12 protein-coding genes and 1 tRNA gene are annotated in these 14,872 nt (G+C 50.2%); 1 reads left to right on the top strand and 12 read right to left on the bottom strand.

Annotated features, from left to right (window positions below; genetic code table 11):
* Positions 1-10 precede the first annotated feature (10 nt).
* From H6G89_RS00730 to H6G89_RS00685, 10 genes are all read right to left on the bottom strand, one after another.
* The gene (locus H6G89_RS00730) at positions 11-214 is read right to left on the bottom strand and encodes a hypothetical protein (RefSeq protein ID WP_190503175.1); all 204 of its coding nucleotides are present in this window, start codon (positions 212-214) and stop codon (positions 11-13) included.
* A 326-nt stretch (positions 215-540) separates the two neighbouring features.
* On the bottom strand, positions 541-1,641 hold the full coding sequence (gene galT, locus H6G89_RS00725; protein ID WP_190503173.1) for a galactose-1-phosphate uridylyltransferase: 1,101 nt from the start codon (positions 1,639-1,641) through the stop codon (positions 541-543).
* Positions 1,544-3,463, bottom strand: a complete 1,920-nt coding sequence (locus H6G89_RS00720; protein ID WP_242059771.1) for a glycoside hydrolase family 2 protein — start codon at positions 3,461-3,463, stop codon at positions 1,544-1,546. Before H6G89_RS00720 ends, galT begins: the two co-directional genes overlap by 98 nt.
* 476 nt (positions 3,464-3,939) lie before the next feature.
* The gene (locus H6G89_RS00715) at positions 3,940-5,442 is read right to left on the bottom strand and encodes a hemerythrin domain-containing protein (RefSeq protein WP_190503169.1); all 1,503 of its coding nucleotides are present in this window, start codon (positions 5,440-5,442) and stop codon (positions 3,940-3,942) included.
* Between the two features lie 229 nt (positions 5,443-5,671).
* A complete protein-coding gene (locus tag H6G89_RS00710) occupies positions 5,672-6,079 on the bottom strand; it encodes a pentapeptide repeat-containing protein (protein ID WP_190503167.1) in 408 nt (135 codons plus the stop codon).
* Positions 6,080-6,081: 2 nt separating this feature from the next.
* On the bottom strand, positions 6,082-7,353 hold the full coding sequence (locus tag H6G89_RS00705) for an ATP-grasp domain-containing protein (RefSeq protein ID WP_190503165.1): 1,272 nt from the start codon (positions 7,351-7,353) through the stop codon (positions 6,082-6,084).
* 10 nt (positions 7,354-7,363) lie between these two features.
* Positions 7,364-8,260, bottom strand: a complete 897-nt coding sequence (locus H6G89_RS00700) for an isoaspartyl peptidase/L-asparaginase family protein (protein WP_190503163.1) — start codon at positions 8,258-8,260, stop codon at positions 7,364-7,366.
* A gap of 849 nt (positions 8,261-9,109) precedes the next feature.
* Positions 9,110-9,310, bottom strand: coding sequence for a hypothetical protein (locus tag H6G89_RS00695; RefSeq protein WP_190503161.1), 201 nt, complete (start codon positions 9,308-9,310; stop codon positions 9,110-9,112).
* A gap of 323 nt (positions 9,311-9,633) precedes the next feature.
* Positions 9,634-10,017: a tyrosine-type recombinase/integrase gene (locus H6G89_RS34755; protein WP_206758093.1), complete on the bottom strand. Its 384-nt coding sequence runs from the start codon at positions 10,015-10,017 to the stop codon at positions 9,634-9,636.
* Positions 9,976-10,048, bottom strand: a tRNA-Ala gene (locus H6G89_RS00685). The genes H6G89_RS34755 and H6G89_RS00685 overlap by 42 nt, the downstream gene beginning before the upstream one ends.
* 141 nt (positions 10,049-10,189) lie before the next feature.
* Between H6G89_RS00685 and H6G89_RS00680 the strand changes: the two genes are divergently transcribed.
* Positions 10,190-11,275, top strand: a complete 1,086-nt coding sequence (locus H6G89_RS00680) for a RuBisCO accumulation factor 1 (protein ID WP_190503159.1) — start codon at positions 10,190-10,192, stop codon at positions 11,273-11,275.
* An 83-nt stretch (positions 11,276-11,358) separates the two neighbouring features.
* On the opposite strand, the gene H6G89_RS00675 is transcribed toward H6G89_RS00680, so the two are convergent.
* Both H6G89_RS00675 and H6G89_RS00670 read right to left on the bottom strand, forming a co-directional pair.
* Positions 11,359-13,095: a glycosyltransferase family 39 protein gene (locus H6G89_RS00675; protein WP_242059770.1), complete on the bottom strand. Its 1,737-nt coding sequence runs from the start codon at positions 13,093-13,095 to the stop codon at positions 11,359-11,361.
* 229 nt (positions 13,096-13,324) lie between these two features.
* Entirely contained in the window at positions 13,325-14,722 is a 1,398-nt protein-coding gene (locus tag H6G89_RS00670; RefSeq protein WP_190503157.1) for a DUF2079 domain-containing protein, read from the bottom strand.
* Positions 14,723-14,872: the final 150 nt, after the last annotated feature.

Genomic DNA, 14,872 nt, shown 5'->3' with positions numbered 1-14,872 from the left:
CTTGATAGAACTATTGTTTGGCAGGTGGGTTTGGACGTTCAGTTGCCGCAGGATTCACTTCGGTTCCTTGTGCGTTAAACGGATAACCTTCTCCTTCTCCCTCTAACAAATCTTCTGGATTTGCTGTCGGGGTGGTAGCTGCATTATCAATTTCTTGTGTGTCGTGGCTTTGTTTAATTCCACCACCTTTATGACTGGCATGACCACTACTCATAAACCTTCTCCAGTGTTTATCTAGTTGTTTTTCGGTTCTGTTTCAGAACTTTTATCGTTTGTTTATTACAAATCAACTTTGATGATTCAACTTCAGTCTTAATGCTTATTCTGGGGTGTGGGAAGTGGTCTTGTTTCCAGGCTCCGCCTGGGAATACCATAGCGATTAATCCTCTTTTGTAGGCGTTGCTGATCTTGGGGGATGAATGAGTTGCGAGCAAGATGCTCGCACTGCTTGAAACGATTTGCCTGAAGGAAGTGTGAGCGTCTCGCTCACGTCTGGGTCAAGAAAATCATCCCTCTATTTAGCAACCTATTTAGCAACGCCTACACCTGAACGTTTTCTTCAATCTTGACCGTCACAGCTTGAAGGTCTTTTGCTTTTTCTTCAGGGAGGGCATCGTTGGCAAACATTCCAGCGGCAAGTTCTGTGCCTGCCAGGTATTTGAGGCGATCGCTGGTGCGATAGGGGGGGTAGAACTGCGCGTGGAGATGCCACTCGGGATGGGGTTCCCCGTTCACGGGAGCTTGAAACCATGCCATCAAGTAGGGGAAGGGGCGATTCCACAAGCCGTCATACTTAAGGGTGACGGTTTTGAGTGCTCTAGCCAGTCCCGATCGCTGTTCGGCTGTTAAGTCCAGGAATGTTGCAACAGGTTGTATCGGCGCAATCCAAACTTCGTAAGGATAACGAGCGCACACCGGAACGAAGGCGATCGCCCACTCATCCTGATACAAAATCCGTTTATTGTCGGCAATTTCGTTTTGAATTAAATCCTGAAGTAGTCCCCGTTGGTGTTGCTGATAGTACTCTCGCTGACACTCCCCCATGCGAGCCGGAACGGGGGGCACAAACGGATAAGCGTAGATTTGCCCGTGCGGGTGGTGTAGCGTTACTCCCACTTCAACGCCTTTGTTCTCAAAGGGCAGGACATATTGAATTTGCGGATGCTCACTAATGGCGCGGGTGCGATCGCCCCACACTTGAAACAGCAACTCTAAATGGTCGAGGGGCAACGAACTTAAAGAAGCCTGCGGGTTCTGGGTAAACACCACAACCTCACAGGCTCCATTGGCAGGTAACGTATCCACGATTTCTTTGGGCGCATCCGTTGCCGTGGGAATCAACGACGGAAACCGATTATCAAATACGGCAATGTCGTAGTCTCCCTGGGGCAGTTCCGTGGGAAACTGGGGATCTTTGGTGGGAGCCAGCGGGTTATATTCCGGGGGCGGCATAAACGTCCGCCCCTGGCGATGACTGGCATAGGCAACCCACTCTCCCCGCAACGGATGCCACCGCAAGTGAGGGTTTGCCCGGACGGGTTCGTTACTGGGGCTGGGCGCGACTATCCCCGCCGCAATAGGGCGTCGGCTGTACAGAGTAAGCTTGCGCGCATCGGGCTTTAATAGCGTCTGAGAATACATGTTCCATTTCTGACCAAGCGACCTTCACCGATTCTAGAAGCATAGCCTGGTCATCCTCTGCAATCCCCCTGCCTAGAGTGGCAGATGCGATCGCCTCAAGGGGAAACTTGGGAGTGCGATCGGCATACAGTAGCCCGTTTGCCTCCTGGAAGGTGTCGGTCAACTGGGTGTAACAGAAGCCGCTGAACATTTCGATCTTGTTCACGGTATGCAGCAACGCCGCGTATTGCCGTTGGAACTCTAACGCATTCTGTGAGCGAGCATAGCCCCATGTCCGCGCATCTTCTTCTGGCTTGGTGTAAGCGATGCCACCAAACTCAGTCAACATGATGGGCTGACCTTGATGGGTGTAGCCATCGAGGGTTAAGACGCGACCACCGGGACGCTGGCGATCGAACAAATCGCTCAACTTGACTTCAGGACCATAGCGTTTTGCCAAACTGTGGGGTTTGGTGTCGTAGTCATGAATTGCCAGAATGTCGGTTGTGGTGCTTTCCCAGCCATCGTTACCAATCACAGGACGAGTCGGATCGAGGGTTTTGGTCAGGTGATAAAGTGCCTGTACCCAGTGACGGTGAGCCGGAGTGGCGGTCAGGTCGGGCACACCCCAGGATTCGTTAAAGGGAACCCAAACGACGACACAAGGATGGCTGGCATCCCGTTCGATCACCTCTGTCCACTCTTTGGTCAGCCGCTCAACTGACTTGGGTGTAAAGCGGTAGGCACTGGGCATTTCTTCCCAGACCATCAGCCCCAATACATCTGCCCAATACAAGAAGCGAGGATCTTCAATTTTCTGGTGCTTCCGCACGCCGTTAAAGCCCATCTGTTTGGTTAGCTCTACGTCGCGACGCAGCGCATCATCAGAGGGAGCCGTCATCAGCGTGTCTTCCCAGTAGCCCTGGTCGAGCACCAACCGCAGATAGTAGGGTTGACCGTTGAGCATGAAGCGATCGCGCTGGATGCTGACCGTCCGCATGGCCGTGTACGATCTCACCTCATCTACCAACTGCCCGTGACACCACAGTTGAATCCGAGCATCAATCAGGGTTGGTTTTTCAGGACTCCACAACAACTCGTTGCGGTAGTCGTCAATTCCCGGATCAGACAGGGCAATGCGGCGATGAATTTCGCCATTCAGCACCTCGTAGGTGTCGTTGATGAGCAATTGATTGCCTACCATCAACCGCACCTTTAATTGCATTTCTTTTTGCACTTTGCCAGCGACAAACGCCTCAAAGCCGATTTCCCAGCGTTCAAAGTGGGGCGTCCATTTGATGCGCTCGATGTAGGTTTGAGGTACTTGCTCTAGCCAAACGGTCTGCCAGATGCCACTGGTGCGAGGATACCAGATGCTATGGGGGTGCCGCTGCCAGTCTTGTTTGCCTCTGGGTTTTGCCAGATCATGTGGATCGTCTTCTGCCCAGACGGTCACGGTTTGCAGCCCTTCTGTCCGAAGAACTGAGGTGATATCGATCGAGAAGGGGGTATGCCCGCCTTCGTGGTCAATCATCAGGTGTCCGTTGACCCAAACTCGCGCCCGGTAATCAACGGCTCCAAAATGGAGTAGCACACGATGATCGCTTGGGAGTAATTCAAAATCCCGCTCATACCAGCAGTTAGAGTGGAATCCAGTATCGTGAATCCCACTTCGGATAGATTCGGGTGCATAAGGAACCTGGATACACTTATCCCAGTTTGTAATGTCACTGGGACGGGCATACTCCCCTTCGTCGTCATAAGTGAATTTCCACGCACCGTTTAGGGAAGTCCACTCATTGCGTCGTAACTGAGGGCGGGGGTATGCTAGATCGGCCTGCAATTTGCTTGAATCTAACAAATCGCAGGGTGATTGTATGGTGAAGCTTTTACCGAAGGATTTCATTGGGAACTCAAGCCAAATTGCATCTCTTTAGAATGCCCTCTCACGCATCCCTATGTAACTCCATTCTTGCAGTTATTTAATGCAATAGCCCACAATTAATTGCTGTCCTTGGGGGCGATCGCACAGGCAGAAGGCAGAGGACAGAAGCCAGACGGGAACAGGCTGTAGCCTGCAATTCGTAACCAATGACCTTAACTCTAAACGTTAGAGGAATTAACCCTTAGAGAGTGTAATTAGGAACTCCGTTTAGAGAAAAAAGGCTTTTTATATAAGCTAGCAGGTTGCTCAAAAGCGACTCATGGTAGAAGTCTCCTGACGACGATTGAACTTCTCTGACAGATCGTTGCATGGAGTGCTGTTTTTACGTAGTTTGGACTTAATCCCAACTCCCTTAAAAACATTACTTGTTTAGTTTAAGTGCTTTCGTGACTCTTGTAATGAAAATACAAAAATAAACTGAAGAGAATCGCAAAGATCAGGTCAAGAATGCCAGATAACAAGTAAAACGGGTGCAGATGACCGATCAGGGTATGGTAAGCGAGTAATGTAAAGACGCTGAACTGAGCATAAATGCCCAGTTTGACAATGCCATGATTTTGAGAGAGGTCTTGGCTAACCCACCAGTAGCCAATGCCGATAATAAAGACGATGACGTAGAAGAGTTGGGAGTACTCGACGTTGACGAGGGGTTCGGTGTGGAGAACGTCGCGTACCCAGCGATCGCCCAGTAGCAAGATTACGGCTTCAACCCAGTTGATCACGGCTTTAGTCTGAAAGACGGTCTTCCAGGGAAGGGAGTAGTTCATAAACATGAACCAGGGCTGTGTTCTCTGGCGATGACTACTCTGGCTGGTTTGAGTTGGGGAAACGGGCTGTGAAGGGTCTTCCTGCTGCTGTTCCTGTAGCTTTAATTGCAATCTGTTTTTAGCGGCTTTGAATTCGCTTGCCATGCGCTTTTGCTGGTCGCGGCTCAGGTGCTCTCTCAGTTTAGGAAAGATATCCTGTTCTTCTTGATCGACATGATGGCGAACGGCTCGCCGCAGGTGTTCAACTTGCGTTTTGAAGTCTGGATCAGCCGGATTCAGTGGCTTCATGGCATCGAGCATCTCCAGTACCAGATCCGTTTGATCGACAATTTCCTGCATCTGGTTGTAGTAGGGACTCAACGCTGGATAGAGAATTTCTTCTTCGGCTAAACCATGAACTTTGACATCTTGATAGAGTTGAGCGAAGTATTCCTGAATTTTGTGTGGGTCTTCACTGCCCAAAATCTCTGCAAATAAAATATCTGCTTTGGTGTGATCCATCAGCAGCAGATCGCGGATGCTCATTTCGTCGTCGGTGCGGGTCACGACACTGCCAACCACACCCGTCAGCGCAGCCACAGCATCTTCCACTCGTGCCCACACGCCCTGATCGGGTTCCTGTCCCGTTAGTTCACCCACACCCAAAATCTCGACAATGCCTTTCAGTTGCTCTTGATGGGCTCGATTTTCAAAATTAACTGTGTGTAGGGGGGCGATCGCGGCTTCAACATCGGCTCCCACGCTTTGGGCCGCTTTGTGAATCACTAGTCCTGCCATGGTTTGTTGATGCTTGAGCAATTCATGCTGTAGGACTTTCTCAGCCAACGTCAATTCAGATCCTTCCATCAAACTCTGAATCTTCTCTAAGTGGTGCTCAGTTGTTTCTTTGGGTTCACTTGGGACACCATGTTGAATCATCACGGTTTCTAACACGCCCAGGTTCTTTTGATCCTGCTCCAGCATGGTTTGTAGCCGTTGATGAATGTCGTTATCCGAAATCGCATCCATTAACCGTTGCTCATTGGTAATAAGCATCTGTTGCAAGGCTTTCATCTCTGCCAGTTGCGTGGCGATCGCCATGCGTTTTGTGTCATCCAACGTTACAGTCATGGATCAGTGTTCCCTAGTGATTAACAAGTTCTAAGTACTGCTATTCATGGATAGGGTTTGGAAATAAAACCAGGGGGGGCTTTGCCCCCAGCCAGGGGTCCACCCCTGCACCCCGAATTCCCACCCTTATTTACGACGAGTTGTACTAAGCACAGGCTCTAAACAACTGATGATGCCAACCACACCAGGATTGCGCCTACCCCAATAGCTGTAATTGTGGTGAAAACGACTACCGATCAGAGGGATATCCCCCTGGAAGCGTGGTTCCGCCGAGGTGAGCATGACTCAAATCAATGTCATAGGGGATGGCATCGGTTAACGTCGCCCATTTCAAATCGGCTCCATCCAGCTTTGCACCGGTTAAGTTGGCTTTGAGCAGAAGGGCACATCTGAGATTACTTTCGGTCAAGTCAGCACCCCGCAGATCGGCTCGGCTCAAATCGGCTCCCTGCAAATCAGCCTGACTCAAATTGGCTTTGCTGAGATTGGCTCCATTTAACCCAGCGTGGCTTAAGTTGGTTTGAGATAAGTTGACGTGCGGCAAATTGGCGTAACCCAATTTGACTCTAGTTAAATCTAAGCCACTAAAGTTGCGTTCGCCTGCCCAATATCGCTCTAAGAATTCTCTCTGGTTCATAGTTAACCTGCCAATTGCAATCCCTGGTTGTGCAAACGTTGCTCAATCTGTTGCATATCCTGCAAGGTTTCTCCTGCCACAATGCCGTAAATCTCGGTGTAAATTTTGCCGTACTTTACTTTCTCTAAGGCAGAGAGAATCAAGAAGTCTTTGCGCTCTAGATGGGGTTTTAGAGTGGTCAAAATGGAGTCGAGTGTACCTTCCATTTTGTAGTCGCTGGAGTATTTGGCGATCGCCTTGTTTAACTTCAGCAGGTTGTGTCGTTGTAGACACAGCGGAGTGGAACCGTTGATGCGGAAGTTCGCGTCGATCGCATAAAAATGACCGTCTTCATCTTCTAAAATATCAACTCCGATGACACCAAAGTAGCCCTGTTTGTGAGCGTAGTTTCCGGCAGTAGCGATGATGTCATAGAACTGATGTAAGTCATCTGTATAGTCAACCACCCCCCCTAAATAGTTGCCTTCGTCACTCACGAGTTGTTGTGTTACACCAATCAGAGAAATATCTCCTGTTTTGTTGACGTAGAACTGCACGCAGTAGTTATTGACTTCGTGTTTAACAAACTCTGAGACGATAATGGTTTCTAATAAGTGAATGTCGAGGTACTTTTTGAGTTCCTCCAGACAATAATTGAGGTCGCTGTGACTCCGAATAATATAGGTTCCCTCACCCGATAAACCGTGGGATGTTTTGATCAGGTAAGGAAATTCAGAGGGAAGTGGGATCTGATCCAGACTGACTTGATCAAGCCGATAGGTCTGATAGTTAGGGCAGGGAACTCCTAACTCAGATAGAGTTGCTTTACTCAGCAATCGATAATGGGTATCGGGATGAACGGCGTGTTTTTCGGGTTGCAATCGATCGAAGGGAAAGAGGGTAATCACCTGCTTGATGGGTGTGTCCTGGCTCAGGTCGTCTAGATAGGTGGAACAGTCCATCATTTCTAGCTGGTCGTACCGGAAGCCAAAATGCTCTCGCCAGTAATCGATCAGTAAGGTGTTGGGTTGCCTGATGACTACACCCGGTAGCTGATCCCCCAACACCGCCAGATTCTTCCAGGGTTCCTTCTGACAAATCTTGTCGAAGGATGTCTTGGTCGCTTCGCTACTGCCGTCTTGCAGAAAATATTTCTGTGTGTTGGGAAAGGCTGCCCAAGCGGCAGTTGCCGGATAGTTAAGGAGCAGCGCATAGGGTGCGTCGCCCACATCTTGAGCAAATAGATCTGAAAGCGAGTTTCCCTGGAAGAATGGAAAAGGGGTCTGGGGGGTCATAACACGATATTTAAGCGATCGCTAACGGTTGGTCTTTGCGGATGAATGTAGCAGGTTCAGTCATGTCTTCGGTCATGTAGGCTATTGCCATTTCTTGTGAGTTGTAAGCCCAGCCAATGCGCCCTTCGCGGTCGATGAGAATGCAACCCGCTTCTCCTTCCACCCGATCTTGTAACGTGGCGATCGCATGTTTGGCAGCTTCTTCGGGGTGCTTTCCATCCGCGAGGGCATCGATCGCCGTTTTGGCTAACACGACTGGAATGACGGATTCCCCATCGCCGGTGGTTGAACACGCGCCGAAACGGTTATCGGCATATAACCCGCAACCTACCAGTGCGGTATCACCGACACGACCTTGAGGTTGTCCGGTTACGCCACCTGTGGAGGTGCCAGCAACCAGATTGCCGTTGGTATCCAGAGCGACGCAACCCACGGTGTTAGAACGGTCTAAAACCTCAGCTTCCTGTTCCCATTCTTGATATTGCTCTTCGCTGACCAGATCTGCTTTAGGGCAGATGTCTAACCCATGTTCCCGGGCAAACCGCTCGCCACTGCGAGCCACCAGAAACCGGGGTTTGTCTTCCATGATGCGACGGGCAACCGAGATGGGATTACGCACCCCCTGGATAGCACCAACGGCTCCCCAAGCCAGGGTTTCACCCTCCATCATGGCGGCATCGACTTCGACTTCTCCTTCACTATTCATGGTGGAGCCGAATCCGGCGTTAAAGGTCTGATCAGACTCCAGTACACGAACGGCAGCTTCGACCGCTTCGATGGCACTGCCACCCTGACGGAGAATCTCCCAACCCGCTTCGGCAGCGGCTCGGCAGCCACTATAGTTGGCTGATTCTTTATCTTCTGAAATTGTTTTTGCACCACCGTGAACGATGATTACAGGTCTCATAGGATTTACACTTCTAATGAACGATATTGGTTAACTGGGTTAGATGAGATTGATGGTAAATTGGGGCGATCGCGGAGACAAAAGTGTTGATTGTAGATGCGGTTAGCGTTACCGTCATCCACCAAAAATTAGAAAAGGAAGCGGTTGGATAGGGTGCGATCGTAGACGTAATGCATGATATGTAGCGTAACCAGTGATTCGTTAACGCATCTCTGCCTCAGGAGTAACCCCAGGTTGGCTAATAGAATGAAGTCCGGTTAACTAGAATTGTGATTTTGTTCCAAACCCAGGTTTTGGAAGAAGCAAAGCAACCTCAACAACCTCCACAGAATCAGGACAAGACCTGCACCATCCAGTCTTTCAAGTAATCTCAACCGTCTGGCAGACGTTATATAAGCTCATTTAAGGCAGAGTTATCACAACTTAAACAAGACTTGTACTTGTTTGAACGTGAGTAACTCTGATTCAAACGATTGCAGCTAATGCTTATATCTTTCTAGCTTTTGCTTAAACGAAACTTATACTTGTTTGAATGAGAGTTACTTTCGTTTGAACGATTGCAGCTAATGCTTATATCTTTCTAGCTTTTGCTTAAACGAAACTTATATTTGTTTGAACGAGAGTTACTCTCGTTTGAACGATTGCAGCTAATGCTTATATATTTCTAGCTTTTGCTTAAACAACGCTTATACGTGTTCAAATCAGCGTTACTCCAGGTCAAATTTTTCTAACTTGCCTTCAACGATCAACAAGTCGCGATTACCCCAAAGGGGGAACTGCTTCGCATCGCCACTGCATTCCAGATCTGCGACTTCTCGAAGAAGTCGCAGATCTGAGCACACAAAAGAACTATCGCTCTAACACCGTCATAAACTTGCCCTGGGCAAATGGAGCAGGCACAATCGGCATAAAGTGAACGCGATCGCTCACCAATTGCTTCACATAAAACTCGTTGATCGTGTGCTTGACTTGCTCACGAGTTCCGATAATCCAAATCTGCACTTTTTCGGCAGGCGGAACAGGCAGCAGTTCGTTGAACTCTGTAGTCATACTATTTGCCTCACTGAAGGAGATGAACTGTAGCGAAGAAAAGCTTAAGGCGTGGTTTCCTAACCACTTGTTTTGCTTCAGTAAGGCGATTGATCCTAAAATCAACACAGCCTAACCTCCTGCCGTGAACAGGAGTTAGGTTAGCTGGTTAGGAGTGTTACCAGCACTCCTAATCAGCGATATCCTCACCTTAAGCTTGTCTACTGGAAATCCAGTGTTTCATAGAATAATCGAAAGGGTCATTGTAGACAAGCGTAGTTGAGGGAATTGTTGGGGGCGACCATTGCGGTATCTGCAAAGCAGCACGATCGGAATGGAAGGCTTTACCCATCCAGTGGACTCCGTACCCCACGTCCACCCCGGTTCAACACATGGGTGTAGATCATCGTTGTCTTAACATCCTTATGCCCCAGCAACTCTTGTACAGTACGGATGTCATAGCCGTTTTGAAGCAAGTGCGTTGCAAAACTATGGCGAAATGTATGGCAGCTCACCCGTTTACTGACTTTTGCCTGCCGTACAGCTTGCTTAATCGCTCGTTGTAAACCACTCTCATGCAAATGATGCCGACGGGTGATATGACTACGCGGATCACAAGATAGACGATCTGATGGAAAAACAAACTGCCATTCCCAACATTTAATGTGCGAATGTACAATGTTCGATGGAGCTAAGCGGACTCGAACCGCTGACCCCCTCAATGCCATTGAGGTGCGCTACCAACTGCGCTATAGCCCCGTAATGCGTATTCCATAATGCCTGACTGTTGGCACTTCGTCAAGTCTTTTGGAATCTTTAGCTTCTTCTCCAGTCTAGCGCGTCCTAGAAACAGTACAGTTGACTTAATAGGTCAACCTGCATGTTTCACGTTGGATTGTTATGACTGCTACTCCGCCGGATAATCTCAATCAACCCTCTGAAAACGACATTAACGCCGAAGAACTGCTGCGATCGCTCCGTCGTAAAGAGGGCACCTGGCACGATTGGGGTCGCGCCTGCCAGCAACTCCAAAAGGCGGGCTACAATCCTCAGCAAATTTTTGAGGCGACGGGGTTTGAGCCGATTCAGCAAAACCAGATTGTGGTTGCGGCTCAGGTGTATGAGTCGATTGATAAGGTGGGCGTGTCCACAGCTGTGCAGCAACGCTTTGAGCGGACAGGTAGCGATTCTCTGTATGAATTGCGGATTCTGAATCAGGGCGATCGCGCGGCAGCAGCTGAGTTATTGGTGGAAAAGGGGATCGATTCTGAAGGGGCGCGAGAGGTTGCCAAAGCACTCAAGGATTTCTCTCGGTTATCGACTCCCCCGGCTGAGTTTGCCAACCCTCCCGGTGATGCGGTGGCATATCACTATTGGCGGTTGGCGCGGCAGCAGTCAGATTTGCAGATGCGATCGCGCCTGATTGCGATGGCGTTGCGCTTTGCCACAAGTGAGTCAGCCCGACGACAAGTGGAGCAACTGTTAACCGACTTTACAGTGACAAAAGCGCGGAAGGCACCGAGTCTGCCTGTATATCGTCTGGAGTCAGAGTCAGAACTGGCACGAATCTTGCCTGTAGTCGGTAAGTTGCCCTTAACCGTTGCCGATTTGCAAGCGGTGCCTCTGTTGGAGGAGGAGGGCGCATTTCGTCTGGTGAAGTTTTCGGGGACGGGTGCCTGGGTGCCAGTGCCGGGGTGGCAAATTGTTTTTAGTGCCGAAGATCCGGTGGTGATCCTGGCAGATAGGGATCAGCTTCCCCACCCGCTGTCGGGAGCAACAGAAGAAGTATTAGTGATGATCGATCGCGCCCAACGCGAGTGGGATGATCTCAGCTATTTTGTGATTGACAATGACGGTGAATTGCAATTGCAGTGGTTTGCCGAACCTCCCAGCATTCCTCTGTTAGGGCGAGTTCTCGTCGTGTTACGTCCGAAAAAGGTATTAGATGAGGACTTTAACAAAGATTTGTGGCAAATCGAGGAATAGGAATACCGCGAATTCGTTCGCGCAAAGGGCACTGCCCCCGCACTCCCCAGACTGAACTGATTGGCACACGGCTGTTTAATCCATTATCCCTGGCAGCGATAAAGCTGATAGGGGAATCCCAACCGATGATATTCCTCTGGGTCAAGTGTGCAGGAGCTATCAGGATTGGCTAAGCGCAAACGGGGGGGAAAGTCTTGCCGTCTGCTTTCGGGGGATACGACCCACAGATTCAGCGGCAAGGGTAGTGGTTGTTCAATGTGAGACAGAGTGTGGCGCGGGCTACCGCTTTGAGGACGGCGGTCGAGGAAGCCAAACCGAATGGGTGAACTGGTGGCTGAGGAAGGTGTTTGCGAAATCTGGGTCAGATACGTCTCGTGAGTCTGCAATTCCAGAGCAATGCTCAATCCCAACGCGATTTCCTGTAACGAACGGTAGTTAGTAACGACAATGAGCGGCAGCGGAGGAGTAATCAGAATATCTTCAGCAATTTCATCGGGATTATAGGACTTTTGTAGAACGAATCCCTGCACTACAAAAATACTGCTGAGCAATCCTGCCACCAGCACGATCGCCCATCGTTGTGAGGGTAATTGAGGCAAATCAAACCTGTTCTTAAAGGAGGGGATACTGGGACGAAGGGAAGCCAGACACGCGCCCAGCAAAGCACACATACCGGGGTAGTAGACGAAGTTATAGCGGGGTACAGCGGTGATATCTTTGTTCAATCCGTAGGCGATCGCAAAAAACTGAGCGATCACGGTGAGGGTGAACCCTGCAATCAGCACCAACGCAGACCGAGAGGAAGCGTCCTGCCACTGTTGTTTGGCTCCCTGTAGGAGTTGCCGCAACAGCCACAGTGAAAATAGCACGATTCCCACAATGATCAGCAAAGCGATCGCCCAGGAATCGTCCTGGAGGGGCAGCGCAATCACCATCAGCACCCACCCCACTACAGTTTGATAGATCGGTGCAAGGCGAGTGAGCCAGGTCGGGTCTTGCGGGATGAGCCAATCCGTCTCAGGACGACTAAAGTGACTGATGACAGTACTCAACCAGGGCAGATAGCTTAAGCCCACGGCAGCGATCGCCAATCCCAAGGGAACCATCCGCCGTAGCGGGAGCCGTTGCCCCAACATCCAACCGCCCAGGGCAATAACCTGAGCAATCAACGCCAGAATGCAAAAGTAATGGGTATAAAGAGCCAATCCATTCACCCCAACCCAACCTATCCACACCCAGGGGCGAATCTGCTGCCGTTGCATATCCTGTTGCATCTGGACAAGGGCAACCAGTGCCAGCGTAATCAGCACCATGGGCAGGGTGTAATGTCGCGCCTCCTGTGAGAGATAGACCGCAAAGGGTGAGACTGCCATCAATGCCGCAGATAGCAAGCCTGCGGTGGGTGAAAAGGCAATGCGGTTTAACCAATACACAGCGGCGATCGCCCCCACTCCCAGCAGGGCAGGCAACGCTCGCAGTGCCCAAATCCATTCCTCAGCAGATGGATTTAGCCATCTCATCCAACCGTGCATCAAACAGAAAAATAAAGGGGGATGCACCGACTCAGTTGCTACCGTTCTGGCAATCTGAGGACAACTCACCCCCGATTGCAGGGTAAAGAGTTGCTGCAAATCGGCGATCGCAAAAAATTCTTGAGTGGGAACGTCGTCATAGCTGCGACCCAGGCTAAAGATCGCTGTCAGCACCTCATCCATCCAGAGGGGTTTGGTGTCAAGGTGCCAAAAGCGCAGGAGCGTTCCCACAACCAAGATGGCAGCGAGTCCGAGCAGGGTTTTGTTGAGGGTCAGGGATTTAAGCAAGGGAACGGAAGTGAGGGAGTAGGGGAGTGAAAGAGTGGGGGAGTGGAGGCGTGGGGGAGCAGGGACGATTAACCATTAACCATTAACCATTAACCATTGACGATTAACTATTAACCATTAACCATTGACGATTAACCATTAACCACTGACGATTAACCACTGACTATTAACCATTAACCATTAACCACTGACTATTAACCATTAACCATTAACCACCTTAACTCTCCCCTCAACTCAATCCTCGACTAAACAAATACACGTCATCGCGTTGATAGCGCAACTGAAATTGTGGATGATGTTGCAGGTGTTTTAGTAGATCGGTGGCGATCGCCTCTTGCTCAGGGTCGGGGTGCCGCATATCCAGCCACACGTAATCGATGTCCTGCAATAGGCGGCGAAAGTGTCTTCCGAGCAGTTTAACAACGGGACGCTGGCTCACCTGGGGCACGAGCCGATTGTAGGTGAGGACACCTCCCTGAGTCTGAATCAGGGCGATCGCCTCCTGGTTGGCTTGCCAGGTATCCATCGCAGCCCAATAGCGGGAACCAAAATAACCCACTTTTGCTAGCAGCATAAAGAATACCAGCGACCAGATCATCACCCAACGGGGCTGACGCAACCAACCCTGACCCGCCACAACGGTTGCAATCACCGCCAATATTAAAAATGGCAGAGCAGGCAGCGAGTATTGGTGCAGTAAATCTTTCTGCCTGCTTCCTTCACTCAGCAAATTCAACAAAATCGTTGGCAGAGCAACAATCAGGGCGGCACTGTGTCGCCACGATAACCCCCAACTCAGGGGCAGAAACAACAGCACCAGATAGCCGAGATTTGTCAGATTCAAAATTTGGGATGCGGCTAGACCCGGATTGAGCATCAGGGTTTTAGCAATCTCTAGCGGCGAACTGCCAAACTCTGCATAGCGGCTTACGGCGGCGGGAGGTGCTCCACTAAACGTAGGAATAATCCACTGAGTTGCTAGCAGGAACCAACTCACTCCTGCAACAAGGGCAATCACCCCCATCAGTCGCCGCTTTTCAAACGCCAAAAGCCAGATTCCCAGAGCCGCGACGGTCAACGACAACACCGCTTTGAGACTCAACACAAAGGCGATCGCTCCACAAAACCACCTCGTACGATGCGATCGCGCTGCCCACACTGCCGTTAATAGCCCAAGGGGGGCTAACACATCGGGGTGAAAGTCAAACAGGTTGACGTTAAAGATCAGAGGATACAGCAGATAAGCAATGGCAAGGGCGATCGCCCACCGTTCACTGGTGCCTGCCTGCCGTGCCAGTGCCCACACAGGTAGTGCCCCCAATGCCAACCCCACCGCCTGCACGAGAAACAGCCAATGCACATCGGGATAAATGGCATACAACACCGCCAGCGGATAAAAAATAAACGCGGCATGATCACCCAAAATGTGAAAACCCATCAGCGACGAAATGGGGGGCAATCCCTGGCTGATCAGATAAACGGCTTGATCAAAAATTCCCAGGTCAAACCCAGTGGAGTGCATTAACGCATGACGCACACTGCTGGCGACAAATAACACCACAGCACTGCCCACAATCCACAGGGTTAGAGAGTGTTTAGCAGTTTTGATCAGGCGATGGGAAAACATTGTGAATGTTGTGTGTAAATTGCTGAACTAGCGATCACATGGTTAATGGTCAGTGACCTGATTGACTGACAAAACTCCTAACGCTGGCAGTTAAAAACCGCACCCTAGAGAAGCAGAACCCATCTGCCACCTTCTCTCAACATACAAGGC

Source organism: Oscillatoria sp. FACHB-1407 (assembly GCF_014697545.1).
In the GTDB taxonomy this organism is placed as follows: Bacteria; Cyanobacteriota; Cyanobacteriia; order Elainellales; family Elainellaceae; genus FACHB-1407.
This window is presented reverse-complemented; position numbering and strand designations above follow the sequence as displayed.

What these genes read in the sequence shown, in the direction of transcription:
- H6G89_RS00730 (WP_190503175.1), bottom strand. Translation starts at nt 214, where the DNA reads ATGAGTAGTGGTCATGCCAGTCATAAAGGTGGTGGAATTAAACAAAGC.
- galT (WP_190503173.1), bottom strand. Translation starts at nt 1,641, where the DNA reads ATGTATTCTCAGACGCTATTAAAGCCCGATGCGCGCAAGCTTACTCTG.
- H6G89_RS00715 (WP_190503169.1), bottom strand. Translation starts at nt 5,442, where the DNA reads ATGACTGTAACGTTGGATGACACAAAACGCATGGCGATCGCCACGCAA.
- H6G89_RS00710 (WP_190503167.1), bottom strand. Translation starts at nt 6,079, where the DNA reads ATGAACCAGAGAGAATTCTTAGAGCGATATTGGGCAGGCGAACGCAAC.
- H6G89_RS00705 (WP_190503165.1), bottom strand. Translation starts at nt 7,353, where the DNA reads ATGACCCCCCAGACCCCTTTTCCATTCTTCCAGGGAAACTCGCTTTCA.
- H6G89_RS00700 (WP_190503163.1), bottom strand. Translation starts at nt 8,260, where the DNA reads ATGAGACCTGTAATCATCGTTCACGGTGGTGCAAAAACAATTTCAGAA.
- H6G89_RS00695 (WP_190503161.1), bottom strand. Translation starts at nt 9,310, where the DNA reads ATGACTACAGAGTTCAACGAACTGCTGCCTGTTCCGCCTGCCGAAAAA.
- H6G89_RS34755 (WP_206758093.1), bottom strand. Translation starts at nt 10,017, where the DNA reads ATGGCATTGAGGGGGTCAGCGGTTCGAGTCCGCTTAGCTCCATCGAAC.
- H6G89_RS00680 (WP_190503159.1), top strand. Translation starts at nt 10,190, where the DNA reads ATGACTGCTACTCCGCCGGATAATCTCAATCAACCCTCTGAAAACGAC.
- H6G89_RS00670 (WP_190503157.1), bottom strand. Translation starts at nt 14,722, where the DNA reads ATGTTTTCCCATCGCCTGATCAAAACTGCTAAACACTCTCTAACCCTG.